Origin of the sequence: Rathayibacter sp. AY1A4 (genome assembly GCF_002930955.1) — a bacterium.
Classification (GTDB): domain Bacteria; phylum Actinomycetota; class Actinomycetes; order Actinomycetales; family Microbacteriaceae; genus Rathayibacter.
On the sequence record NZ_PSTN01000027.1, the window covers coordinates 18226 to 41854 of the forward strand.

Consider the following 23629-nt stretch of genomic DNA (forward strand, 5'->3'; position numbering starts at 1 on the left):
GCCAGGTTAGGGAAGCGGCAGCGCCTCGCCCGACGATCCGCCGGGCCAATCGCGGTGAACTGGCAGAGCGGGGCGGGGAGCGACTAGGCGCTCTTCTCCTGACGGCGGGGAGCGTGGGGGACGATCGTCGGGGCCGCGTTGTCGAGCACCGCGGCGCGGGTGACGACGACCCGAGCCACCTCGTCCGAGGAGGGCACCTCGAACATGATCGGGCCGAGCACCTCCTCGAGGATCGCGCGCAGTCCGCGGGCGCCGGTCTGGCGGAGGACCGCCAGGTCAGCGATGGCCTCGAGAGCGCCCCGGTCGAACTCGAGCTCGACGCCGTCGATCTCGAACATCCGCTGGTACTGCTTCACGAGCGCGTTGCGCGGCTCGGTGAGGATCTGCATGAGCGCGACCTGGTCCAGCTGCGTGACCGTCGTGACGACGGGGAGGCGCCCGATGAACTCGGGGATCAGCCCGAACTTGTGCAGGTCCTCCGGGAGGACCTCGCTGAAGATGTTGATCTCGTCTTCCTTGTTGTGCAGCGGGGCGCCGAAGCCGATGCCGCGCTTACCCGCCCGCGACGAGATGATGTCCTCGAGTCCGGCGAAGGCGCCGGCGACGATGAAGAGGACGTTCGTCGTGTCGATCTGGATGAACTCCTGGTGCGGGTGCTTCCGCCCGCCCTGCGGGGGCACGGAGGCGACGGTGCCCTCGAGGATCTTGAGCAGCGCCTGCTGCACTCCCTCGCCCGAGACGTCGCGCGTGATCGAGGGGTTCTCGGCCTTCCGCGCGATCTTGTCGACCTCGTCGATGTAGATGATGCCGGTCTCGGCACGCTTGACGTCGTAATCGGCGGCCTGGATGAGCTTGAGGAGGATGTTCTCGACGTCCTCGCCGACGTAGCCCGCCTCGGTGAGGGCCGTGGCGTCCGCGACGGCGAAAGGCACGTTGAGGCGCTTCGCGAGGGTCTGGGCGAGGTAGGTCTTCCCGCAGCCCGTGGGGCCGATGAGCAGGATGTTGCTCTTGGCGATCTCGACCTCGTCGTGGATCGCGTCGGCGGCGGTGATGGTGTTGCGGGCGCGCACGCGCTTGTAGTGGTTGTACACGGCGACGGCGAGGGCCTTCTTGGCCTGCTCCTGCCCGATCACGTACTCCTCGAGGAAGCCGAAGATCTCCTTCGGCTTCGGGAGGTCGAACTCGTGGCTCGTCTCCTCGCTCGACTCGGAGAGGCGCTCCTCGATGATCTCGTTGCAGAGCTCGACGCACTCGTCGCAGATGTAGACGCCCGGTCCCGCGATGAGCTGCTGGACCTGCTTCTGGCTCTTGCCGCAGAAGGAGCACTTCAGCAGGTCGGCGCTTTCGCCAATACGTGCCACGGGGATGCCCCACTTCCTTGTCGTGCGTCTGTCGTGCGTCGGTCGGTCGTGCAACGGAGCCCGGAGCTCCGGCCGGTGCGAGCGGGACGAGCCCCCTGACACTGCTCCGAGCCTAGCCGCTGAGCCGCGAGGGCTCGGCAGGCGGGCCGGATTCGCCGTGCCTTGCGCCTCGTGTGGCGCTTTGCTACGGCGACGGAGGACGCAGAGAGGGGCCGGGCGGCGGATCGCTCCGCCACCCGGCCCCTCCTGGACGCCCTACGCCGTGAGAGCCGGGAGGCTCTTGCGGCTGGTGAGCACCTGGTCGATCAGCCCGTACTCGAGCGCGTCGCTCGCGCCGAGGATCTTGTCGCGGTCGATGTCCTTCTTGACCTGCTCGATCGAGCGGTTCGAGTGGTGCGACAGCGTCTCCTCGAGCCACTCGCGCATGCGCATGATCTCGGCGGCCTGGATCTCGATGTCCGAGGCCTGGCCCCCGCCCTGCTGCACGGCGGGCTGGTGGATGAGGATGCGCGCGTTCGGCAGCGCGAGGCGCTTGCCCGGCGTTCCCGCGGCGGTGAGCACGGCGGCGGCCGAGGCGGCCTGGCCGAGCACGACCGTCTGGATGTGCGGGCGGATGTACTGCATCGTGTCGTAGATCGCCGTCATCGCGGTGAAGGATCCACCGGGCGAGTTGATGTACATGACGATGTCGCGGTCCGGGTCCTGGCTCTCGAGCACGAGGAGCTGGGCCATGATGTCGTCCGCGGAGGCGTCGTCGACCTGGACGCCGAGGAAGATGATGCGGTCCTCGAAGAGCTTGGCGTACGGGTCCTGGCGCTTGTAGCCGTAGGCCGTGCGCTCCTCGAACGTGGGGAGGATGTAGCGCGAGGACGGTGCGGCTCCGGAGCCGAACGCCGTTCCGCCGAAGGTGGGTGTGGTCATTGTCTGTTCCTGATCTCTCGGCGCGTTCGCTGGACTACTCGTCGATGGCGGTTCCGCCACCGCCGGCCACGTCGGTCGCCGACGAGCGGATGTGGTCGACGAAGCCGTAGGCGAGGGCCTCCTCGGCGCTGAACCAGCGGTCGCGGTCGCCGTCCTCGTTGACCTGCTCGACGGTCTTGCCGGTCGCCTTGGCGGTGATCTCGGCGAGGCGCTTCTTCATGTCGAGGATGAGCTGCGCCTGGGTCTGGATGTCGGAGGCCGTGCCGCCGAAGCCGCCGTGCGGCTGGTGGAGGAGCACTCGCGCGTTCGGGGTGATGTAGCGCTTGCCCTGGGTTCCGGCGGTGAGGAGCAGCTGGCCCATGGAGGCCGCCATCCCGATGCCCACGGTCACGATGTCGTTCGGGACGAACTGCATCGTGTCGTAGATCGCCATGCCCGCGGTGATGGAGCCGCCGGGCGAGTTGATGTAGAGGTAGATGTCCCGCTCGGAGTCCTCGGCTGCCAGGAGCAGGAGCTTCGCGGCGATCTCGTTCGCGTTCTCGTCGCGCACCTCGGAACCGAGCCAGATGATCCGGTCCTTGAGCAGGCGGTCGAAAACACTGTTGGGCATAACCATGTCGGCCATGTATTGCTCCGTTTCAGTTGTCGCTTCGGAGGCGAATCTATCGGACGCCGCCAGGCCGATCCGGCCGTGTTCGCCCGGGGCGGAGCGGGAGTCGCCCGTGTTCGCCCGGGGCGGACCGGAGCCCCGCAACGAGAGGAGCCGCCCTCCGACGGATCGGGGGGCGGCTCCTGACGTGCTCGCGGGGACTACTCCGCGGCCGGGGTCTCCTCGGCGGGAGCGGCGGCCTTCTTCTTGGCCGGCGCGCGCTTCTTCTTGGGGGCCGGGGCGGGCTCCTCCTCGGCGGCGGGCTCCTCGGCGACGGGCTCCGCGGGGACCTCGGCGTCGGCGGCGGCCTGAGCCTCCTCCACGACCTCGGTCTCGTCCGAGGCGACGGCCTCGTCGGAGGCCTCGACGGCCTCGTCGTCACCGGGGACCGCGGTGAACGCGGTCAGGTCGACGGCGTTGCCCTCGGTGTCGGTGACCTTCGCCTTGCCGAGGACGATCGCGAGCGCCTTGTTGCGGGCGACCTCGCCGACCATCTGGCCGATCTGGTTGTTCTCGGACAGGATCTTGATGAACTCGTTCGGCTCCATGCCGTACTGCGCCGCACCCTGGATGAGGTACTGCGTGAGCTCGTCCTGGCTGACCTGGACCTTCTCCTGCTCGACGACGTGGTCGAGGAGGATCTGCGTCTTGAAGGTCTTCTCGCTGGCCTCCTTGACCTCGGCGCGGTGCTCGTCGTCCTCGAGGCGGTTCTCGCCCTCGAGGTGGCGGTGCACCTCGTCCTCGACGAGACCGGCGGGCACGGGCACCTCGACGAGGGCGAGCAGCGCCTCGACGAGCTTCTCGCGGGCCTCGCCGCCCTGGCCGAAGGTCTTCTGCTGAGCGGCCTGCTCCTTGAGCGACTCGCGCAGCTCAGCGATGGTGTCGAACTCGCTGGCGATCTGCGCGAAGTCGTCGTCGGCCTCGGGGAGCTCGCGCTCCTTGACGGCGGTGAGCGCGACGGCGATCTCGGCCTGCTCGCCGGCGTGGTCGCCGCCGAGCAGCGGAGCGGTGAACGTGGTGCTCTCGCCCGCGGTGAGCGAGTCGAGCGCCTCGTCGATGCCCTCGATCAGCTCGCCCGAGCCGAGCTCGTACGAGATGGCGTTGGCGGTGTCGACCTCGACGCCGTCGATGGAGGCGACCAGGTCGATCTGCGCGAAGTCGCCGGTCTTCGCCGGGCGGTCCACGGTGACCAGGGTGCCGAAGCGGCTGCGGAGCTTGTCCAGCTCGGCGTCGACGTCGGCGTCGGTGACCTCGGCCGCCTCGACGGTGAGCTCGATGCCGTCGTAGTCCGGGACGGTGATCTCGGGGCGCACGTCGACCTCGATGGCGAGCTCGAGGTCGCCGGTGAAGTCCTTGTCGCTCGGCCAGGCGACGATGTCGGCCTGCGGGCGGCCCAGGGGGCGGACCTCGGTCTCGCGGACGGCCTCGCGGTAGAAGCCGTCGAGGCCCTCGTTGACCGCGTGCTCGAGCACCGCGGCCTTGCCGACGCGCTGGTCGACGATGGCGGGCGGGACCTTGCCCTTGCGGAAGCCGGGGACGTTGATCTGCTCGGCGATGTGGCCGTAGGCGTGCGTGATGCTGGGGCCGAGCTCGTCCGGGGTGACCGAAATCGCGAGCTTCACGCGGGTCGGGCTCAGCTGTTCTACCGTGGTCTTCACGTGAGGGGATCTCCTGTGCTGGTTGGTGTCGGCGCCGGATGACGGTCGTCACGGGTCGATGTCGTCACGATGAGTACTCGTGGTCGGGGCGACAGGATTCGAACCTGCGACCTCCCGCTCCCAAAGCGGGCGCTCTAGCCAAGCTGAGCTACGCCCCGGATGCGCGGGCCTGGGCACCGTGCGTGAGACTCTCGTCGAGCCGTCCCCGCACGTGCGCTTGCGCGACACGCCGAAATGGCCTTCGCAAGTGTACTGCACCCCGGCAGCGGCGACCGGAACCGCGCGGCGGAGGACGACCGGGGTGTCCACGGTGCTCGCGCGATGTACTACGCTGTCCTGGTGCCCGGTCGAGAGACCCGGTCGCACCGGTTCGCGGTCGTCAGACCAGCGATTCGGGGCTGTAGCTTAGTGGTAAAGCCTCTGTCTTCCAAACAGATGATGCGAGTTCGATTCTCGTCAGCCCCTCTCCTCTCGAAGAGCCCCGGACGTCCGGGGCTCTTCGTCGTTCCGAGGCGTTCCGGGCGTGCTCAGCCGACCGCGCCGCGGTGGTCCTCCGTCAGGGCGAGGTACGAGGCGGCGTTCCGGCGGATGCCCTCGCGCTCCTCCTCCGTCAGCTCCCGCCGGACCCTCCCGGGGACGCCCGCCACCAGCGAGCCCGGCGGGACGACCGTCCCCTCGAGGACGACGGCGCCTGCGGCGATCAGCGAGCCGGTGCCGACGACGGCCCCGTTCAGGACGGTCGCGCTCATGCCGACCAGCACGTCGTCCTCGAGGGTGCAGCCGTGCAGCACCGCGTTGTGCCCGACCGAGACTCCGGCGCCGATGACCGCGTCGTAGTCGGCGTCGACGTGGACGACGACGCCGTCCTGGAGGTTGCTGCCGGCGCCGAGCTCGATCCGCGCGTGCTCGGCGCGCAGGACGGCGCCGTACCAGACGCTCGCCCGCTCCCCCAGGCGCACGGAGCCGATCACGGTGGCGCCCGGAGCGACCCACGCGGTGTCGGCGATCTCCGGGGCGCGTCCCCCGGTCAGGGCGAGGACGCGGGCGCCCTCCGCAGGACTCGACGGCATCGGGTTCTCCTCTTCTCCGGTGGTCATCGCCCGGCGCGCAGGAAGGCGAGGACCGCCAGCACCCGCCGGTGGTCGGAGCCCGAGTCCTCGAGCCCGAGCTTCTGGAAGATCGCGGTCACGTTCTTCTCCACGGCGCCCACGCCGACGAAGAGAGCGGAGGCGATGCCCGCGTTCGTGCGCCCCTGGGCCATCTGCTCCAGCACCTCCCGCTCCCGCGGGGTCAGCGAGGCGAGCGGGTCGCGGTTGCGCTGCAGGAGCGAGGCGACGACCTGCGGGTCGAGGACGGTTCCGCCCGCCGCGACGCGCTCGACGGCGTCGCGCAGCTCCTCCACGGAGGCGACCCGGTCCTTCAGGAGGTAGCCGAGTCCGCCGTCGCCGGAGCCGAGCAGCTCCTGCGCGTAGGTGACCTCGACGTACTGGCTGAGCAGCAGGACCGACACCTGCGGGTAGCGCCGGCGGATCTCCAGCGCCCCGCGGACGCCCTCGTCGCGGAAGGTCGGCGGCATCCGGACGTCGAGCACGGCGACGTCGACGCCGGCCGGGTCCCGCGCCAGATCGGCGAGCAGGGCGTCCGCGTCCCCGAAGGCGCCGACGGAGGCGAACCCCGCGTCCTCGAAGAGGCGGACCAGGCCCTCGCGCAGGAGGACCGAGTCCTCGGCGATGGCGACGCGGATCACGGGCACGCCCTCAGGATAGGGCGGCCGGGCGGTAGGGGACGTGCACCCCGACCGTGGTCGGCCCGCCGACCGGCGACTCCACGCTCAGGATCCCGCGCAGGCCCCGGACGCGCCCGCCGACCCCCTCGAGACCGTGACCGGCGACCGGCGACGCCCCGCCGACTCCGTCGTCGACCACCCAGGCGTCGAGCCAGCGCTCCCCCGGAGTGCCGGAGTCGCGGGTGTCGAGATGCACCCGCACCGATCGGGCACCGGAGTGCTTGGAGACGTTGGCGAGCAGCTCGGCGACGACGAAGTAGACGCTGCGCTCGACCTCGGGCGGCACGTCCGCCACGGGGTGCTCGGTGAGGACCTCGACCGGCACCGGGCTGAGCTCGGCGAGCGAGTGCACCGCCGCCTCGAAGCCCCGGTCCTGCAGGATCGGCGGCGCCACGCCGCGGGAGAGGGCGCGCAGCTCGTCGAGCGCGGCGCGCACGTGCTCGCGAGCCTCGTCGACCAGGCGGGCGGCGGACTCCGGGTCGGCGGCGAGTCGATTGCGTGCCGAGGCCAGGTCCATCTGGACCCGGATCAGGCGCTGCTGCGGGCCGTCGTGGATGTCGCGCTCGAGCCGGCGCAGCGCGCGGTCCTCGGCGGCGACGGCTGCGCCGCGGGAGGCGCTCAGCTCGGCGACCTCGCGCTGGAGCGCCTCCGACTCCCACGGGCCGAGCAGGAGACGGTCGACCAGCCAGTGCAGGAGGGAGAGACCGCGGGTGGCGAACGGCAGGGTCGAGACGAAGAGGACGGTCGTGGCGACCGTCGCCGCGGCGACCAGTCCCGCCGGAGGCTGCGGGGCGCCCAGCAGAGCTGCTCCGCTCTCGGCCAGCAGGCGGGCCGGACCGGGGGCCCCCGTGAGCGCGGCGGCCACCGTGCCCGGGCCCGCCCAGGTCCACAGCGCCAGGAGCAGTCCTGACAGCAGCGCGAGCACCGGAGCCACGACGAGCGTGTGCAGGAGAGCGAGCCAGTAGTGCCCGTCGATCACCGGACCGTAGAGGGCGAAGGTCGACGGAGTGACGGAGGAGGGCGGTCGCCGCCACTGCGGCCGGGGGACGGCGGGCCGTCCGGCCAGCACGTCGAGGCCGACGGCGGCCCGCGAGAAGAAGCGCGCCGTGTAGAGGGCGGCAGGCAGGAACACCAGGCCGATCAGGACTCCGACGAGCCCGAGCGCGACGGCCAGCGCGACGCCGGCGCAGAAGGCGCCGAGGAGCGCGACCGGGATCGCGGCCACCAGCGCGAGCACCTCCCGGGGCAGTCCGCGCCAGAGCCGGAGGTAGGCGCGCGAGGCCTCGCCGAGGGCCGTCGATGCTCCGCTCATCCGCGCCTCCTGTCCGCTCCCGCCGCCGCCGCGACCCGGTCGAGCGTACCGGCGGCACGGCTCCGGGCACCCGGGGGGAAGCCCCCGTGACGCCCCTCCGCGACCGAGGTGAGCCTGTCCTTCACCGGACTGAGCCGAGCCTGCGCTTCCTTGCGGCGCCGAGGGATCTGCGTACTGTTGACGATCAGTCACCCCCTCTTGAAAGGACCAGACGATGTCCACCACGTCCGTCACGTCGCTCACCTCGTCGAACCCGGATGTCGCATCCGGAGTCGCCCAGTTCCTCAGCCCCGTCGTCGTCGAGATGACCGCGCTCGCCGTCAACGGCAAGCAGGCGCACTGGCACGTCCGCGGCGCCAACTTCATCGGCGTCCACGAGCTGCTCGACGCGATCGTCGGCCGCGCCATCGAGTGGGCCGACCTCGCCGCGGAGCGCGTCGTCGCCCTCGGCCTCCCGGTCGACGCCCGCATCCAGACCGTCGCCTCGGCGACGCGGTCCGAACCCCTCACCCCCGGCTTCCAGCGCTCCGAGAACGCGATCGTCGAGATCATCCGCCAGATGGACGTCGCCATCGCGACCGTCAACACGGCGATCGCCGAGCTCGCCGAGATCGACGCGAGCAGCCAGGACGTCGCGATCGAGATCGGCCGCGGCCTCGAGAAGGACCGCTGGTTCCTCTTCGCCCACGTCAGCGAGAGCTGAGCACCACGCCTCGACCGGCCCGCGGATCCTCGGATCCCGCGGGCCGTCGTCGTTCCCCGGCCCGTCCGCGCGATCCGGAGCAGCCGGAGTCGCGACGGGCGCGGGTCAGCCGCCGTGCGTGAAGCGGCCCGCCAGGAGGGTCGCGGCGACCGGCATGGATCGGAGGGCTCCCGCGTCGGCGGCGAGCGGATCGCGGTCGACCACCACCAGATCGGCGGGATCGCCGGCCGCGGGCGTGAGCCGGCGCACCCGGGTCGAGGCGACGATCGCCTCCTCGACGCTCACCCGCTGCTCCGGATGCCAGGGCTCGTCGCCGGGCAGCGCCCGCGCGACCGCGGCCGAGATCGCGACCCACGGGTCGAGCGGAGCGACCGGAGCGTCCGAGCCGAGCACCACGCGGGCCCCGGAGTCGAGCAGCGAGCGCAGCGGGAACGCCCGGCCGGTGCGTCCCGGCCAGTACCGCTCCGCCACCTCGCGGTCGTCGAGCGCGTGCGCGGGCTGCACTCCGGCCTCCACGCCGAGCGCGGCGAACCGCGGAAGGTCGGTCTCCGCGAGTAGCTGAGCGTGCTCGATCCGGCCCCCGCCGACCCGGCCGAGCGCGTCCAGAGCCAGCGTCGCCGCGGCGTCTCCGATCGCGTGCACGGTGGAGCGGATGCCCCCGGCGGCCGCGCGGGCGAGCAGCTCGTCCAGCTCGGCGGGCTCCACGGTGAGGACGCCGTAGCCGTCGTGGTCGGCGTACGGGTGGGCGCAGTAGGCGGTCCTCGTGTTGAGGGAGCCGTCGATCAGGACCTTCAGCGGGCCCATCCGCAGCAGGCCGTCACCGCCGTCGAGCTCGTCGCCCGTGCGCAGTCCCTCCGCGAGGGCGCGTTCGAGGTGGTCGCGGTAGACGCCGGTGTCGACGCGGAGGGAGCGGGTTCCGCCGTCGACGCGACGGGGCCAGTCCCCCGCGTTCCAGCGCATCTCGAGGTCGACGACGCCGACCACCCCGCGGGCCGCAGCCCGCCGGGCCGCCGCGTCGGCGAGCGCGTCGAGCTCGTCGTCGCCGAGGGCGCCGAGTGCGGTGACGAGCTCGAAGCAGGCGTCCTCGCGCAGCAGCTCGGGCTCGGGAGCGACGGCGTAGCGCCGGTACGCGGCGGAGTTCAGCCAGGCGCAGTGCAGGTCGCCGCTGATCAGCACGACGGGCCGTTCCGGAGAGACCTCGTCCAGGAGCGCGGTCGTGGGCGGCTCCGGCCAGAGGCCGTCGCGGAAGCCGAAGCCGATCAGCGTGCCGGTACCGGGCTCCTCCGCCAGGCGACGTCGGACCGCGTCCGCCGTTCCGCGGGCCGAGTCCGCCGACGAGACATCCAGGCGCGGGGCCGTCATCGCCCACTGGGAGAAGTGGACGTGCTCGTCCCAGAGGCCGGGGAGCACCCAGCGCCCGTCGAGGTCGCGCACCTCGTCGCCCGGGGCGGCGGCGGCGTCCGGTCCGACCGCTTCCACGCGGCCGTCGCGCAGGAGCACGGCACCGGGTCGGGACGAGCCGAGGAGGCGGGCGCCCCGGAGCAGGAGACCGCCGGTCATCGGGCGGCCTCGCGGAGCGCGGGGCGGACGGCTCGGCGGGCGCGGGACCGGGCCGGCGTCTCTCCACCGGCGCTCACGACTGGCACACCGGGCACCAGTAGAGCTTGCGCGCGCCGATCTCCTCGAGCAGCACGTTCGTGCCGCAGACGCGGCAGGGCAGACCCTCGCGCTTGTAGACGTAGTTGCGCTCGGCGCGGCTGCGGACGGCTTTCGAGCGCTCGGTCTTCGTCAGGCCGCGGCGCGTGATCATCATCCCGGTCCGGATGCCGTCCTCGAGCAGGTCCGCCCAGTCCCGCCACAGCTCCTGTGCGAGCTCCAGCGGCACCTGCTTGCCGGGAGTGTGCGGGTCGAGGCCGGCGCGGTAGAGCAGCTCCGCGCGGTAGATGTTGCCGATGCCGCTGACCACGGACTGGTCCATCAGCACCAGCCCGACCGGCGTCGCCGTCCTGCGGAGCCGGTTCACGAAGCGGTCGCGCGCCTCGTCGGAGTCGTCGTCGGCCGGATCCGGACCGAGGCGGGCGAGGAGGGCCTCCACCTGGGCGGGGTCCATCACCTCGCAGGCGGTGGGGCCGCGCAGGTCGGCGACGGTCTCGTCCGTCATGATGCGCACGCGCACCGCGCCCACGGGCGGCGGCGGGAACTCGTCGAGATCGGAGTCGGTCTCGTGCTCCGTCTCGGAGAGGCGCACGGCGCGGCGGCGCCGGGGAGCGCCGATGCTGCTGCCGGCCTTCCCGTCCGGGAACAGCGGCGAGACGTGCCCGAGGAAGTCCCACGCGCCGTAGAGGCCGAGGTGGACGTGCAGCGTCAGGTCGCCCTCGAAGCGCAGCAGCAGGTGCTTGCCGACGGCCGTGGACTCGAGGACCTCGCGCCCGTCGAGGAGCGCGGCTCCCTCGGTGAAGCGGCCCTGGGGGCTGCTGGTCGCGACGCGGTGCCCGACGACGTCGCGCTCGAACTGCAGGGCGATCCGGTGGACGGAGTGCCCCTCGGGCACTCAGCGCTCCTTCGCGGCAGAGTCGACGACCCGGCCGGCGATGTCGCCGGTGGCCTCGTACTCGGCGAGCTGCGCGATGCGGCGCACGTGCCGCTCCTCGAAGGTGAAGGGCTCGGCGACGAACGCGTCGATGAAGCCGGTGGCCTCCTCGACGGAGTGCTGGCGGGCCCCGATCGAGATGACGTTCGCGTCGTTGTGCTGGCGGGCCAGAACGGCGGTGCTCAGGTTCCACACGAGCGCCGCGCGCACGCCCGCGACCTTGTTCGCCGCGATCTGCTCGCCGTTGCCCGAGCCGCCGAAGACGACGCCGAGGGCCTCGACCCCCGCCTCCTGATCGCGGACGACCGCGGCGGCGGCATTGATGCAGAAGGACGGGTAGTCGTCCAGCGGGTCGTAGGACGTGGGGCCGTGATCGATCACGTCGTGACCGGCGGCGCCGAGGTGCTCGATCAGGTGACGGCTGAAGTCCAGCCCTGCGTGGTCCGTGGCGATGTGGATGCGCAAGAGAAGTCCTCCGGAAGAGCCGTCTGGGGCCCGCGGTGCCCGGGCCGGGAGCCAGAGTACCGCGGGTCGGCTCAGTCGAACTGCGGGTCGCGGGTCCGCGAGCGCTTGAGCTCGAAGAAGCCGTCGAAGGAGGCGGCGGCGACGATGCCGTCCCAGAGGGTCAGCGCCTGCTCGCCCCTCGGGATCGGCGAGATGACGGGGCCGAAGAAAGCGACGTCGCCGATCGCGATGACCGGGGTGCCGACGTCCTGGCCGACCCGCTCGATCCCGTCGAAGTGGGAGGCGCGCATCGGCTCGTCGTACTCGTCCGAGTCGGCGTGGGCGGCGAGCTCCGCGGGCAGGCCGAGCTCGGCGAGCGACTCGGCGATCACCGCGTCGACGTCGGTGCGTCCGCCCGGGTGGATCCGGGTGCCGAGCGCGTCGTAGAGCGGCTTCACGTGCTCGCGGCCCTCGCGCTCGGCGACGGCGGCGACCAGGCGCGTGTAGCGCAGCGCGCGCGGGAGGAAGGCGCGGTACGAGTCGTCCACGTCCTTGTCCTCGTTGAGGACGGCGAGGCTCATGATGTGCCACTGCACGTCGAGGTCGCGCGCGGGGGTCACCTCGTCCACGAATCGCGAGGTCATCCAGGCCCACGGGCAGGAGGGGTCGAACCAGAAGTCCACAGAGGTCATGGGGACACGCTACGCCGCTCGCCGGGGCCGCGTCCGCGGTCCCCGGCGGCTCCGCAGGATCGGCGCCGCGGGGCTCCACGGCCGGTCCCGGCAGCTCTAGGGTGGATCGGCGGCGCCCGCACCCCGGCGCCCGCGGCAGCGCCCGAGACGAACGGATGGAGCACCCCCGTGCCAGGAGACAACCTCACCCGGAGCGAGGCGCAGGAGCGCGCCTCGCTGATCCGGATCCACGACTACGACATCGCCCTCGACCTGACCCGGGGAGCCGAGACCTTCCTCAGCACGACCACGGTGCGCTTCTCCGCCACCGAGGGCGCCTCGAGCTTCATCGACGCCGTCACGGGCACGGTCCACTCCGTCACCCTCAACGGCGTGGAGCTCGACCCCGCCGACGTCGCCGACGGCGTCCGGATCCGCCTCGACTCCCTGGCCGCGGACAACGAGCTCACCGTCGTCGCCGACATGCTCTACACCAACACGGGCGAGGGCCTGCACCGCTTCGTCGACCCCGTCGACGGCGAGGTGTACCTGTACTCGCAGTTCGAGGTGCCCGACTCCCGCCGCGTCTTCGCGGTGTTCGAGCAGCCGGACCTCAAGGCCGAGTTCCGCTTCACAGTCACCGCGCCCGCGCAGTGGCAGGTCGTGTCGAACCAGCCCGCTCCCGAGCCGGTCCCGGCGGGCGAGGGGATCGCGACCTGGAGCTTCGAGCCCACCCCGCGCATCTCCTCCTACATCACGGCCCTCGTCGCCGGACCCTACGTGGTCGAGACCGACTCGCTCGTCTCCTCCGACGGCCGCACCATCCCGCTGGGGGTCTTCGCGCGAGCCTCGCTCGCGCCGTTCCTCGACGCCGACTACGTGTTCGAGAAGACGAAGCAGGGCTTCGCCTTCTACGAGGAGAAGTTCGGCGTCCCGTACCCGTTCGCGAAGTACGACCAGCTGTTCGTCCCCGAGTTCAACGCCGGCGCGATGGAGAACGCGGGAGCGGTGACCTTCACCGAGACCTACGTGTTCCGCTCCAAGGTGACGGACGCGATCAAGGAGCGCCGGGTCGTCACGATCCTCCACGAGCTCGCCCACATGTGGTTCGGCGACCTGGTCACGATGAAGTGGTGGAACGATCTCTGGCTCAACGAGTCGTTCGCCGAGTACGCCTCCACCCTCGCCACCGCGGAGGCGACGGAGTGGACCGAGGCGTGGACCACCTTCGCCGCGATGGAGAAGAGCTGGGCCTACCGCCAGGACCAGCTGCCCTCGACCCACCCGATCGTCGCGACCATCAACGACCTCGAGGACGTCCAGGTCAACTTCGACGGCATCACCTACGCCAAGGGCGCCTCGGTGCTCAAGCAGCTCGTCGCGTGGGTCGGCGAGAAGGAGTTCCTCGCCGGCGTCCACGAGTACTTCGTCAAGCACGCCTTCTCGAACACGGAGCTGCGCGACCTGCTGGTCGAGCTGGAGGCCACCAGCGGGCGCGACCTCACCGAGTGGTCGGCGCAGTGGCTCGAGACGGCCGGCGTGAACACGCTCCGCCCCGAGATCGCGGTCGACGAGAGCGGAGCGATCGCGTCCTTCGCGATCCTGCAGACCGCGGTCGAGGAGTACCCGACGATCCGCCCGCACCGCCTGGCGATCGGCCTGTACGACTTCGAGGGCGAGCGCCTCGTCCGCGTCGACCGCCTCGAGCTGGACGTCGACGGGGAGCGCACCGAGGTGCCCGAGCTGATCGGCCGCACCCGTCCGGCGCTCGTGCTGCTCAACGACGACGACCTCGCCTACGCGAAGGTCCGCCTCGACGACGCCTCGCTCGCCGTGGCCGTCGAGCACCTCGCGAGCATCGACAGCCCCCTGGCCCGCTCGCTGGTCTGGGGCTCGGTCTGGGACTCGACCCGCGACGCCGAGTCGGCGCCGCGCGACTTCGTCCGCCTCGTCCTGGGCAACGTCGCGACCGAGACCGAGTCCACGACCCTGCGGACGGTGCTCAACCAGCTCGTCGCCACCGCCACCCAGTACGTCGCTCCGGAGTACCGGGCCGAGGTCGTCGAGGAGGCGGGCGATCAGCTGTGGACGCTCGCGCAGAGCGCCGAGCCGGGCAGCGACGCGCAGTTCCAGTTCGTGAAGTTCTTCGCCGCGATCGCGTCCACCCCGGCGCACCTCGAGGCCGTGCAGGCGCTGCTCGACGGCTCCACCGCCCTCGGCGGCCTCGACATCGACACCGACCTCGGCTGGGAGCTGCTGATCGCTCTCGTGGCCGGCGGGCGGGCCGGTGCGGACGACATCGACGCGGCGCTCGCCTCGGACAACACGGCGACCGGCCAGCAGTCGGCCGCGCACGCCCGTGCCGCACTGCCGACCGCGGAGGCGAAGCGCGCGGCGTGGGACTCCGTCACGGCCGACGACTCGGCACCGAACACGATCGTCCGCTCGACGGGCCTGGGCTTCCAGCGCGCCGCCGACCCGCGCCTGCTCGACGCGATGGTCTCGGTCTACTTCGACGCCCTCCGCACCCTCTGGGAGTCGAAGAGCTACAAGATCGCCGAGTACCTGGTCGTCGGCTTCTACCCGGCCGCCACGCCCTCGCAGGAGATCGTCGACGCCACCCGCGCCTGGCTCGACGCGAACCCGGAGGTCCCGGCGCTGCGCCGACTCGTGATCGAGAACCTGGCCGGCGTGGAGCGTGCGCTCCGCGCCCAGGAGCGCGACACCCGGGGCTGACAGTGAGCCGCCCGGTCCCCCGGCGCTCGGCGCTGCGGGACCGGGTGGCTCTCCCCGCTCCCGGCGCCTAGCGCTGCGGGACCGAGCGGCGCTCCGGCCCGTCATAGGCGGACAGCGGCCGGATGAGCGCGTTCGAGCCCCGCTGCTCGATCACGTGGGCCGTCCAGCCCACCACCCGCGCGGCGACGAACAGCGGAGTGAAGATCCCGGTGTCGAAGCCCATCAGCCGGTAGGCGGGGCCGGACGGGTAGTCGAGGTTCGGCAGGATGCCCGTCCGCTCGGCCATCGCCGCGGCCAGAGCGTCGTACAGCTCCATCATCTCGCCGGCCCCCTCGTGCTCGGCGAGCCGCCGGAGAGCGGCGTCCATGGTCGGCACCCGCGAGTCGCCCGACTTGTAGACCCGGTGGCCGAACCCCATGACCTTCCGGCGCTGTCCGAGAGCCTCGGCGAGCCACTCGCGGGACCGCCGGTCCGCCTCCGGTCCGGTGCCGACCTCGTCGAGCACGTGCAGTACGGCCTCGTTCGCCCCGCCGTGGAGCGGTCCCTTGAGCGCTCCCACGGCGGCGGTCACGGCGGAGTGGACGTCCGACAGCGTCGACGTCACGACGCGGGCCGTGAAGGTCGAGGCGTTGAAGGAGTGCTCGGCGTAGAGCACCAGCGAGACGCGGAACGCGTCGACGACGACCGGCTCCGGCACCTCGCCGAAGGTCGTCCAGAGGAAGTTCTCGGAGTAGTCGAGGTCGTCGCGCGGATCGATCGGCTCGAGGCCGCGCAGGCGGCGCTGAGCGTAGGCGACGATCGCCGGCAGTGCCGCCCAGAGCCGCACGGAGCGCTCCAGCACGGCCTCGGGAGCGTCGGCGTCCGGATCCTCCTCGAGCGCGCCCAGGACGCTCACCGCCGTCCGCACCACGTCCATCGGGTGCGCCGACAGCGGCAGCAGGTCGATCACGGTGCGCACCTCGGGGGCCAGGGCGCGGTGGGCCCGCTCCACTGCGGCCAGCCCGGCCGCCTCCTCCGGAGTGGGGAGCTCGCCGTGCCAGAGCAGCCAGGCCACGTCCTCGAACGAGGTCCCCGCCGCGAGCTCCTGCACGGGGTAGCCGCGGTAGAGCAGCGAGTTCGACGCCGGGTCGACCTTCGAGACGGCCGTCGTGTCGACGACGACCCCCACGAGTCCCTTGCGGATGTCCTGATCGGTCGTGCTCATCCTTCGCTCCTTCGCGAGAGGCGGGCGGCGGCGCCGGGGAGCGCCGCCGGTTCGTGCGGGTCGGCGCGCTCAGGCGCCGTAGTGGTCGGCGAGCGAGAAGTCGAAAACGCCCTCGTCGAAGCGGCTGTACGAGGCGTAGTCGAGGAGCTCGTAGAGCTCGGCGCGCGTCTGCATGGCCGGGACCTCCGAGCGGAGCGAGCCCTCCGCCTTGAGGGCGTCGAGTGCCCGCATCGCGGCGCCCATCGCGATCCGGAGCAGCGAGACCGGGTGGATCACGACGTTCACGCCGACGTCGGCGAGCTGCTGCGCGGTGAACAGCTCGCTCTTGCCGAACTCGGTCATGTTGGCGAGGATCGGCACGTCGATCGCGGCGCGCACGGCCTCGAACTCGGACAGGTCGCGCATCGCCTCGGGGAACACCGCGTCTGCTCCGGCGTCGACGAGGCGCTTGGCGCGGTCGATCGCGGCCGGCAGGCCGTCGAGGGCGCGGATGTCGGTGCGGGCCATGATCACCAGATCGGAGTCGCGGCGCGCGTCGACTGCCGCCGCGATCCTCCGCACCGAGGTCGCCTCGTCGACGACCGCCTTGCCGTCGAGGTGCCCGCAGCGCTTGGGGTTCACCTGGTCCTCGATGTGCAGCCCCGCGACTCCGGCGTCCTCGAGCATCTGCACCGTGCGAGCGACGTTCAGCGGCTCGCCGAAGCCGGTGTCCGCGTCGACGAGGACGGGCAGGTCGGTCAGGCGCGCGATCTGCTGCGAGCGGCCGGCCACCTCGCTGAGCGTGGTGAGCCCGATGTCCGGCAGCCCCAGCTCGGCCGAGAGCACGGCGCCCGAGACGTAGATCCCGTCGAAGCCCTTCGCCTCGATGAGGCGCGCGGAGAGCGGAGTGAACGCGCCGGGCAGCTGCAGCAGCTCGCCCGAGGCGAGGCGCTCGCGGAAGAGGCGGCGCTTCTCGGCGGGAGTCCGGGTGGAGTGGAGCATCGGGCGTCCTTCCCAGGGCGGTGTCCGGGTCCGAGCGGACCCGCCTCGAATCTATACGCGCTCGGGGCTCGTGCACCCGTCTCGGAGGGAGGCGTCCCGTAGCCTGGAGCGGTCATGCTGCTTCTTCAGACCTCCACCCCGGACCCTGTCGCCGCCACCGTCTCCTTCTTCGAGTCCGAGCCCTTCTGGAAGGTGGTCGCGATCCTCGGGATCGTGCTGGGCGCGCTGCTGGTGCGCGTCATCGCCCACTTCGTGATCGGCCGCGTCGTCGACCAGATCGTGTCGGGAGTGAAGCGCCGCCAGCGCGTCGAGGACACCCAGTCGATCGCCGCGTCGCCGCTCGCGGCCGTGCGGGTGGTGCAGCGCACGCGCACGCTCGGGTCGATTCTCAACAACCTGAGCTCGATCCTGATCGTCGTCATCGCCCTGGTCATGATCGTGACGACGATCGACAAGGACCTCATCGGCTCCTTCGCCCTGCTGACGGCCGCCCTCGGCGCGGGCCTCGGCTTCGGCGCGCAGAACATCGTCAAGGACGTCCTGAACGGGCTGTTCATGGTCGCGGAGGACCAGCTCGGGGTCGGCGATGTCGTCGACACCGGGCAGGCGACGGGCGTGGTCGAGTCGGTCGGCGTCCGCGTGACGCAGATCCGCGACGTCAACGGCACCCTCTGGTTCGTCCGCAACGGCGAGATCGTCCGGGTCGGGAACATGTCGCAGGGCTGGTCGCGCGTCATCGTCGACCTGGCCGTGCCCTATGAGACGGACCTCGAGCAGGTGCAGTCCACGGTCCTCGCGACCGCGAACGAGCTGGCGGCGAGCAGCCGCTGGCGGGCCCGGATCATCGACAAGCCCGAGCTCTGGGGCCTGGAGTCCATCGCCGACGACGCCCTGGTCATCCGGGTCGTGGTCAAGACCCGCACCACCGCCAAGGACGACGTCGCCCGCGAGCTGCGCCTGCGCCTGAAGAAGTCGCTCGACGCGCTCGACGTGAAGCTCCCCTCGCTGGCCACCGTCGTCCTCGAGGGCTTCGAGGGGGCGACGAGCGTCGGAGGCGCCAAACCGCAGCGGACCACGCCCTCCCCCACGATCAGCACCGAGCACGGCAAGCCCGTGCGGCTCCCCCGCGCGCTGCGGCGCGGGAGCGGGACGCCGCCCCAGGACGGCGGCGGCACCTCCGGCCCGACGGGAGCGCGCTCGTGAGCGGCCTGCAGATCGGCGGCACGCCTCCGCTGCGCAGCTTCTGGGAGCACATCGGCGGCCGGCCGACGTTCGAGCGCCTGGTCCGCCGCTTCTACGAGGGCGTCCGCGAGGACGAGGTCCTCTGGCCGATGTACCCCGAGCACGACCTCGAGGGCGCGATCCAGCGGCTGACCGGCTTCCTCGAGCAGTACTGGGGCGGCCCGGGCACCTACAGCGAGGAGCGCGGCCACCCGCGCCTGCGGATGCGGCACCAGCCGTTCCGGATCAACCCCGAGGCCCGCGACCACTGGCTCCAGCACATGCGGACGGCCGTCGACGATCTCGGGCTCGCTCCGGCCGACGACGCCCTGCTCTGGGACTACCTGGAGCGCGCCGCCCACGCGATGGTGAACACCTTCGAGGAGTAGCCGCTCAGCCCGGGGTGCGGACCAGCACGTGTCCGCGCCGTGAGGTGAGGCGGCGCCAGGCGCCGCTCTCGAGCAGGGCGACCGGGTCGTCGGCGCCGAGGAACCCGAGCGCGAAGAGGGCGAACGCCGCTCCCGCCGGGACGTCCTCGAGGCCGTCGAGCGGGCGGCCCCAGACGCTCGACCGCACGCGGCCGACGATCTGCTCGCCCGTCTCGGAGCCGACGGCCGCCGCGATCTCGTCGATCCCCTCGCGCGCGACGCGCTCCAGGAAGCCCGGGTCCACGGGCTCGCGCCGGGTCCAGCCGCCGCGGGGCGGGGAGACGCCCGCCCAGGGCCCCGCCGTCGCGTCGTCGCCGTCGGGCAGGACGACCGGCTTGCCGTCCGCTCCGCCCGGCTCCCACTGCAGGCGGGCGAGGCGGTCCGACAGCGCACGGATCGGCACGACCCGGTCGAAGCCGGCGGGCTCGTCGAGCGCGAAGACGCGCAGGCCCAGCACGGTCGCGGAGCGGTCGAGCAGACCGCGGGGCTGGAGGATCGGCGTGTAGGCGGCCAGCACGTGGTCGTCGGCGAGGAGCCGGACCGCACCGTCCTCGACCCGGGCCGAACGGCCGAGGAAGACGCGCAGATCCGACAGGCTGGGCGGATCCGCCAGGGAGAAGGACGAAATCATCGCGTCGATAAACTTACCCGAGGCCGCTCGCCCCACCGCCCGACACCCCGGAGGTACCGTGCCCGATCCCCTGTCCTCGTTCCTCACCGCGCTCGACCTGACGGACACCGGCGCCCGCACCAGCGAGGACATCTCGACGGGTCCCTCGCAGTGGATGCCCGAGGGGCGGGTCTTCGGCGGCCAGGTCCTCGCGCAGTCGCTCATCGCGGCCGGTCGCACCGTCGAGGGGCGCTCCGTGCACTCGATGCACGGGTACTTCCTCCGCCCCGGGGACGTCTCCCTGCCGATCACGTTCTCGGTCGACCGGATCCACGACGGCCGCTCCTTCTGCACGCGGCGGACGCAGGCCTACCAGAACGGACGCCCCATCCTCTCGATGATCGCCTCGTTCCAGACCGAGGACGAGGGCCTCGACCACCAGGCGCCGATGCCGGAGGGGATCCCCGACCCGGAGTCGCTGCCGAGCACCGCCGAGATCCTCGCGGGGGTCGACCACCCGGTCGGCAGCTTCTGGGCCACGCAGCGCCCCTTCGACGTGCGGCACGTCGAGCAGCCGGTGTACCTCCGGGCCGACCCCGAGCGGGTCGCGCACCAGAGCGTGTGGATGCGCTCGCTCGGACCGCTGCCGGACGATCCGATGCTGCACCGCGCCGCCCTCGCCTACGCGAGCGACTACACGATCCTCGAATCCACGCTCCGCCGGCACGGTGCGGCCTGGACGACGCCCGGCCTGCGGATCGCGAGCCTCGACCACGCGATGTGGTGGCACCGCCCCGCGCGCGTGGACCAGTGGCTCCTCTACGTGCAGGAGGCGCCGAGCGCGTCCGGCGGACGCGGCCTCTCGCTCGGGCGCATCTACACGCAGGAGGGCGTGCTCGTGGCGAGCGTCGCCCAGGAGGGCATGGTCCGCGTCCCCCTGGGCTGAGCTCAGCCCCGCTTCGAGAAGGTGATGGGCTCCTCGACGTAGGGGCCCCACGCCTCGCGGAGCTCCTCCGGAATGCGCTGGGGCCTGCCCGTCGCGGCGGTGACCAGCACCAGAGTGGTGGCCGCCTTCGTGAAGAGCACCCGCGGGACGACGCCGGCGGGCGAGTAGAGCTCGTAGCAGACCTCGAGGCTCGCCCCGCCGATCCGCCCGATCCACAGCTCCACGTCGATCGGCGCGCGCATGTACGGGATCGGCGCGAGGTACTCGATCTCCTGCCGGGCGATGAGGCTGATCGACTCGGCGCCCGGCCGTGCGTCGAGCACCGCCGTCGCCATCCCGCCGGGCTGCGGCGAGTCCGGCTTCCAGAACGCCTGGATGCGCGCCTCCTCGAGCAGGCGCAGCATCTCGGCGTTGTTCACGTGCGCGTAGGCGTCGAAGTCCGACCAGCGCAGCGGGATGGCGACGTGCAGGCGCATCAGTCGCGGGTGAGCTTGCGGTACGCGGAGCGGTGCGGCTTCGCCGCGTCCGGGCCGAGGCGCTCGATCTTGTTCTCCTCGTACGCCTCGAAGTTGCCCTCGAACCAGTACCAGTTGGCCGGATCCTCCTCGGTGCCCTCGTAGGCGAGGATGTGGGTCGCGATGCGGTCGAGGAACCACCGGTCGTGCGTGATCACCACGGCACAGCCCGGGAACTCGAGGAGCGCGTTCTCGAGGCTGCCCAGGGTCTCGACGTCCAGGTCGTTGGTGGGCTCGTCGAGCAGGAGCAGGTTGCCGCCCTGCTTGAGCGTCAGCGCGAGGTTGAGGCGGTTCCGCTCGCCACCGGAGAGGACGCCGGCCTTCTTCTGCTGGTCCGGGCCCTTGAAGCCGAACTGCGAGACGTAGGCGCGGGAGGGGATCTCGGTCTTCCCGACGGTGATGTAGTCGTGCCCGTCGGAGACGACCTCCCACAGATTCTTCTGCGGGTCGATGCCGCCGCGGCTCTGGTCGACGTAGGAGATGTCGACCGTCTCGCCGATCTTCAGGTCGCCCGAGTCGAGCGGCTCGAAGCCGACGATCGTCTTGAAGAGCGTGGTCTTGCCGACGCCGTTCGGGCCGATGACGCCGACGATGCCGTTGCGGGGCAGCGTGAAGCTGAGGTCGTCGATGAGGACGCGCTCGCCGAACTGCTTGTGCAGCTTCTTCGCGTCGATGACCTGGGAGCCCAGACGGGGGCCCACCGGGATGACGATCTCCTCGAAGTCGAGCACGCGCGTCTTCTCGGCCTCGGCCGCCATCTCCTCGTAGCGCGCCAGGCGCGCCTTCGACTTGGCCTGACGGCCCTTGGCGTTGCTGCGCACCCAGTCGAGCTCGGTGGTGAGCCGCTTGGCGAGCTTGGCGTCCTTCTTGCCCTGGACCTCCAGGCGGGCGCTCTTCTTCTCGAGGTACGTCGAGTAGTTGCCCTCGTAGGGGTAGAGGTGTCCGCGATCGACCTCGGCGATCCACTCCGCGACGTTGTCGAGGAAGTACCGGTCGTGGGTGACGGCGAGCACGGCGCCGGGGTACTTCGAGAGGAACTGCTCGAGCCAGAGCACGCTCTCGGCGTCGAGGTGGTTGGTGGGCTCGTCGAGCAGCAGCAGGTCGGGCTTCTGCAGGAGGAGCTTGGTGAGCGCCACGCGGCGCTTCTCGCCACCCGAGAGGTTGGTGACGAGGGAGTCGCCCGGCGGGGTGCGCAGCGCGTCCATCGCCTGCTCCAGCTGCGAGTCCAGGTCCCAGGCGTCGGCGGCGTCGATCGCCTCCTGCAGGGTCCCCATCTCGGCGAGGAGACTGTCGAAGTCGGCGTCCGGGTCGGCCATCGCGAGGGAGATCTCGTTGAAGCGGTCGATCTTGCCCTTGATCTCGCCCACGCCCTCCTGGACGTTCTCGAGCACCGTCTTGGTCTCGTCGAGCTCGGGCTCCTGCATCAGGATGCCGACGGTGTAGCCCGGGCTGAGCCGCGCCTCGCCGTTGCTCGGCGTGTCGAGCCCCGCCATGATCTTCAGGATCGTCGACTTGCCGGCGCCGTTGGGCCCGACCACGCCGATCTTCGCTCCCGGCAGGAACGACATGGTGACGTCGTCCAGGATCAGCTTGTCGCCGACCGCCTTCCGCGCGCGCACCATCGAGTAGATGTATTCAGCCATGCCCAGTCCTCAAGTCCGTCGGTCTGCGCGGAGTCGGGTCGCCCGCCGGTCCCCTGCTCCGCGCGGAGGCGCTGACGGAGGCTCGGACCGGGGCGGGACGCCGGGCCCCGGCCGACGCGGAGCGCAGGCCGCGGGACCGTCCGCACCAGTCGAGGATAACGGGAACTCGCCGGTCCGCGTCGGAGGGAGCGCCTGAACGCGGACCGCCCTCCGCTCCGGCCGGGCCGGTGGGGAGGGCGGATCGCGTCAGCGGACGACGGTGCGGATCAGCTGCAGGGCGTCAGGCGCTCCACCGCCTCGGACAGCGTGTCCGTGCTGCCGAGCAGGATCACCTGCGTCGCCTTGGACGCGGTGATGTCGTCGAGGACCGCCCGGGGCACGCAGGTGGGCTGGACCGCGAAGAGCGGGCTCCCGGTGTAGCCCGCCGCCGTGGCTCCGGCCAGGGCGTCGGGGAACTTCTCACCGGTCGCGAGGTAGACGGTCTTCGCCGAGGTGAAGGCCGCCTTGTTCAGCTTCTCCGAGGTGTCGTACCGGTCGGTCCCGCCGATGCGGGTGATCATCGGGCCCGTGATCGAGCGCTCGATGCCGGCGCTGACCGAGAGCGAGGAGCCCGCGATCGTCAAGCTACTGACCTTGAGGCCGCTGATGATCTGCTGGGTGAGGGGGTCCACCGTGGAGCCGGTTCCGTTGGTCAGCACCACCGGAGCGCGATTCGCGCCGGCCGCAGCGCTGGCGCTCAGGGCGTCGGGGAACTTCTCGCCCGTGGCCAGCCAGGCCATCGAGGAGCCGCCCCTGAAGGCGTCCTGGAGGATCAGCTTCGAGGTGTCGTAGCGGTCGACTCCGCCGATGCGTGTGGTCTTTCCCTTCGGCGCATACGCGGCCAGGTCGCTGTAGACCTGGCTGCCGACGCTGAGCTCGGAGCCCACGACGACGATCTTCGCGGGCTTGAGACGCGTCAGCTCGGTGCGGACGACCTGGCTCATCGAGTCGCGGTCGACCAGGAGCAGCGGCCCGCCCGCCTTGGCCGCGGCGGGTCCGGCGCTGAGCGCGTCCGGGAAGTTCTGCCCGGTGGCGACGTAGACGACGGGGACGTTCGCCGGGAAGGTGCGCTTGGACACCTCGACCGCGGTGCCCTGACGGTCGGTGCCCGAGATGCGCGAGACGACCGGCGAGCCGGCGGGCGGGGCCGTCGGCGTTGCGGTCGGCGTGGGCGTGACCGGAGGAGTGGTCGGGGTCGGCGTGACCGGCGG

General features: G+C 71.7%; 22 protein-coding genes and 2 tRNA genes. 6 read left to right on the forward strand and 18 right to left on the reverse strand.

Annotation, left to right across the window (positions count from 1 at the left end):
- Positions 1-83: 83 nt before the first annotated feature.
- The 5 genes from clpX to C5B92_RS14185 form a co-directional block, all read right to left on the reverse strand.
- Complete coding sequence (gene clpX / locus C5B92_RS14165) at positions 84-1361, reverse strand: ATP-dependent Clp protease ATP-binding subunit ClpX (protein ID WP_104223693.1); 1278 nt, start codon at positions 1359-1361, stop codon at positions 84-86.
- A gap of 255 nt (positions 1362-1616) precedes the next feature.
- A complete protein-coding gene (locus tag C5B92_RS14170) occupies positions 1617-2282 on the reverse strand; it encodes an ATP-dependent Clp protease proteolytic subunit (RefSeq protein WP_068253282.1) in 666 nt (221 codons plus the stop codon).
- 34 nt (positions 2283-2316) lie between these two features.
- A complete protein-coding gene (locus C5B92_RS14175) occupies positions 2317-2907 on the reverse strand; it encodes an ATP-dependent Clp protease proteolytic subunit (RefSeq protein WP_097165884.1) in 591 nt (196 codons plus the stop codon).
- A 185-nt stretch (positions 2908-3092) separates the two neighbouring features.
- A complete protein-coding gene (gene tig, locus C5B92_RS14180; RefSeq protein ID WP_104232539.1) occupies positions 3093-4589 on the reverse strand; it encodes a trigger factor in 1497 nt (498 codons plus the stop codon).
- Between the two features lie 80 nt (positions 4590-4669).
- Positions 4670-4747 (reverse strand) — tRNA-Pro (locus C5B92_RS14185).
- Between the two features lie 236 nt (positions 4748-4983).
- Here C5B92_RS14185 and C5B92_RS14190 point away from each other — a divergent pair.
- A tRNA-Gly gene (locus C5B92_RS14190) sits at positions 4984-5054 on the forward strand.
- Between the two features lie 62 nt (positions 5055-5116).
- Here C5B92_RS14190 and C5B92_RS14195 read toward each other — a convergent pair.
- Genes C5B92_RS14195 through C5B92_RS14205 form a run of 3 tightly spaced genes read right to left on the reverse strand, consistent with a single transcriptional unit; the run spans position 5117 to position 7687 of the window.
- Positions 5117-5659 carry a gamma carbonic anhydrase family protein gene (locus tag C5B92_RS14195; protein WP_104254923.1) on the reverse strand — a complete coding sequence of 181 codons (543 nt, stop codon included), beginning with the start codon at positions 5657-5659 and terminating at the stop codon, positions 5117-5119.
- Between the two features lie 23 nt (positions 5660-5682).
- Entirely contained in the window at positions 5683-6342 is a 660-nt protein-coding gene (locus C5B92_RS14200) for a response regulator transcription factor (RefSeq protein WP_104223696.1), read from the reverse strand.
- Positions 6343-6346: 4 nt separating this feature from the next.
- Positions 6347-7687 carry a histidine kinase gene (locus tag C5B92_RS14205; protein WP_104254924.1) on the reverse strand — a complete coding sequence of 447 codons (1341 nt, stop codon included), beginning with the start codon at positions 7685-7687 and terminating at the stop codon, positions 6347-6349.
- A gap of 214 nt (positions 7688-7901) precedes the next feature.
- Between C5B92_RS14205 and C5B92_RS14210 the strand changes: the two genes are divergently transcribed.
- The gene (locus tag C5B92_RS14210) at positions 7902-8390 is read left to right on the forward strand and encodes a Dps family protein (RefSeq protein WP_104232536.1); all 489 of its coding nucleotides are present in this window, start codon (positions 7902-7904) and stop codon (positions 8388-8390) included.
- Between the two features lie 105 nt (positions 8391-8495).
- Here the strand turns inward: C5B92_RS14210 and C5B92_RS14215 are convergent, their stop codons facing one another.
- The 4 genes from C5B92_RS14215 to C5B92_RS14230 all read right to left on the reverse strand — a co-directional run bounded on the left by C5B92_RS14215 (position 8496) and on the right by C5B92_RS14230 (position 12116).
- Positions 8496-9950, reverse strand: a complete 1455-nt coding sequence (locus C5B92_RS14215; protein WP_104254925.1) for an amidohydrolase — start codon at positions 9948-9950, stop codon at positions 8496-8498.
- Between the two features lie 73 nt (positions 9951-10023).
- Entirely contained in the window at positions 10024-10941 is a 918-nt protein-coding gene (locus C5B92_RS14220; RefSeq protein WP_104254926.1) for an Fpg/Nei family DNA glycosylase, read from the reverse strand.
- Positions 10942-11445: a ribose-5-phosphate isomerase gene (locus C5B92_RS14225; RefSeq protein WP_104223700.1), complete on the reverse strand. Its 504-nt coding sequence runs from the start codon at positions 11443-11445 to the stop codon at positions 10942-10944.
- 71 nt (positions 11446-11516) lie between these two features.
- Positions 11517-12116 (reverse strand): DsbA family protein, encoded by a 600-nt coding sequence (locus C5B92_RS14230; RefSeq protein ID WP_104223701.1) that lies wholly within the window; start codon positions 12114-12116, stop codon positions 11517-11519.
- A gap of 168 nt (positions 12117-12284) precedes the next feature.
- On the opposite strand from C5B92_RS14230, the gene pepN reads away from it, so the two are divergent.
- Entirely contained in the window at positions 12285-14831 is a 2547-nt protein-coding gene (pepN, locus tag C5B92_RS14235) for an aminopeptidase N (protein WP_104254927.1), read from the forward strand.
- A gap of 67 nt (positions 14832-14898) precedes the next feature.
- Here the strand turns inward: pepN and C5B92_RS14240 are convergent, their stop codons facing one another.
- A complete protein-coding gene (locus C5B92_RS14240) occupies positions 14899-16035 on the reverse strand; it encodes a bifunctional 2-methylcitrate synthase/citrate synthase (protein WP_104254928.1) in 1137 nt (378 codons plus the stop codon).
- A gap of 69 nt (positions 16036-16104) precedes the next feature.
- The gene (gene prpB, locus C5B92_RS14245) at positions 16105-17016 is read right to left on the reverse strand and encodes a methylisocitrate lyase (RefSeq protein ID WP_104254929.1); all 912 of its coding nucleotides are present in this window, start codon (positions 17014-17016) and stop codon (positions 16105-16107) included.
- 114 nt (positions 17017-17130) lie between these two features.
- On the opposite strand from prpB, the gene C5B92_RS14250 reads away from it, so the two are divergent.
- Positions 17131-18219 carry a mechanosensitive ion channel family protein gene (locus tag C5B92_RS14250; RefSeq protein WP_104254930.1) on the forward strand — a complete coding sequence of 363 codons (1089 nt, stop codon included), beginning with the start codon at positions 17131-17133 and terminating at the stop codon, positions 18217-18219.
- Entirely contained in the window at positions 18216-18626 is a 411-nt protein-coding gene (locus C5B92_RS14255; protein WP_308471149.1) for a globin, read from the forward strand. Before C5B92_RS14250 ends, C5B92_RS14255 begins: the two co-directional genes overlap by 4 nt.
- A gap of 4 nt (positions 18627-18630) precedes the next feature.
- On the opposite strand, the gene C5B92_RS14260 is transcribed toward C5B92_RS14255, so the two are convergent.
- Entirely contained in the window at positions 18631-19296 is a 666-nt protein-coding gene (locus C5B92_RS14260; protein WP_104254931.1) for a hypothetical protein, read from the reverse strand.
- A 58-nt stretch (positions 19297-19354) separates the two neighbouring features.
- Here C5B92_RS14260 and C5B92_RS14265 point away from each other — a divergent pair, with 58 nt between their 5' ends.
- Positions 19355-20221 (forward strand): acyl-CoA thioesterase II, encoded by an 867-nt coding sequence (locus C5B92_RS14265; protein ID WP_244230637.1) that lies wholly within the window; start codon positions 19355-19357, stop codon positions 20219-20221.
- Positions 20222-20223: 2 nt separating this feature from the next.
- On the opposite strand, the gene C5B92_RS14270 is transcribed toward C5B92_RS14265, so the two are convergent.
- The 3 genes from C5B92_RS14270 to C5B92_RS14280 form a co-directional block, all read right to left on the reverse strand.
- A complete protein-coding gene (locus C5B92_RS14270) occupies positions 20224-20697 on the reverse strand; it encodes a thioesterase family protein (protein ID WP_104223707.1) in 474 nt (157 codons plus the stop codon).
- Positions 20697-22379: an energy-dependent translational throttle protein EttA gene (ettA, locus tag C5B92_RS14275; RefSeq protein ID WP_104223708.1), complete on the reverse strand. Its 1683-nt coding sequence runs from the start codon at positions 22377-22379 to the stop codon at positions 20697-20699. Before ettA ends, C5B92_RS14270 begins: the two co-directional genes overlap by 1 nt.
- A 266-nt stretch (positions 22380-22645) precedes the next feature.
- Positions 22646-23629 (reverse strand): cell wall-binding repeat-containing protein (locus C5B92_RS14280; protein WP_146079332.1); only part of this gene is annotated, 984 nt, incomplete at its 5' end.

What these genes read in the sequence shown, in the direction of transcription:
- C5B92_RS14170 (WP_068253282.1), bottom strand. Translation starts at nt 2,282, where the DNA reads ATGACCACACCCACCTTCGGCGGAACGGCGTTCGGCTCCGGAGCCGCA.
- C5B92_RS14175 (WP_097165884.1), bottom strand. Translation starts at nt 2,907, where the DNA reads ATGGCCGACATGGTTATGCCCAACAGTGTTTTCGACCGCCTGCTCAAG.
- C5B92_RS14195 (WP_104254923.1), bottom strand. Translation starts at nt 5,659, where the DNA reads ATGCCGTCGAGTCCTGCGGAGGGCGCCCGCGTCCTCGCCCTGACCGGG.
- C5B92_RS14205 (WP_104254924.1), bottom strand. Translation starts at nt 7,687, where the DNA reads ATGAGCGGAGCATCGACGGCCCTCGGCGAGGCCTCGCGCGCCTACCTC.
- C5B92_RS14210 (WP_104232536.1), top strand. Translation starts at nt 7,902, where the DNA reads ATGTCCACCACGTCCGTCACGTCGCTCACCTCGTCGAACCCGGATGTC.
- C5B92_RS14215 (WP_104254925.1), bottom strand. Translation starts at nt 9,950, where the DNA reads ATGACCGGCGGTCTCCTGCTCCGGGGCGCCCGCCTCCTCGGCTCGTCC.
- C5B92_RS14230 (WP_104223701.1), bottom strand. Translation starts at nt 12,116, where the DNA reads ATGACCTCTGTGGACTTCTGGTTCGACCCCTCCTGCCCGTGGGCCTGG.
- C5B92_RS14240 (WP_104254928.1), bottom strand. Translation starts at nt 16,035, where the DNA reads ATGAGCACGACCGATCAGGACATCCGCAAGGGACTCGTGGGGGTCGTC.
- prpB (WP_104254929.1), bottom strand. Translation starts at nt 17,016, where the DNA reads ATGCTCCACTCCACCCGGACTCCCGCCGAGAAGCGCCGCCTCTTCCGC.
- C5B92_RS14250 (WP_104254930.1), top strand. Translation starts at nt 17,131, where the DNA reads ATGCTGCTTCTTCAGACCTCCACCCCGGACCCTGTCGCCGCCACCGTC.
- C5B92_RS14260 (WP_104254931.1), bottom strand. Translation starts at nt 19,296, where the DNA reads ATGATTTCGTCCTTCTCCCTGGCGGATCCGCCCAGCCTGTCGGATCTG.
- C5B92_RS14270 (WP_104223707.1), bottom strand. Translation starts at nt 20,697, where the DNA reads ATGCGCCTGCACGTCGCCATCCCGCTGCGCTGGTCGGACTTCGACGCC.
- ettA (WP_104223708.1), bottom strand. Translation starts at nt 22,379, where the DNA reads ATGGCTGAATACATCTACTCGATGGTGCGCGCGCGGAAGGCGGTCGGC.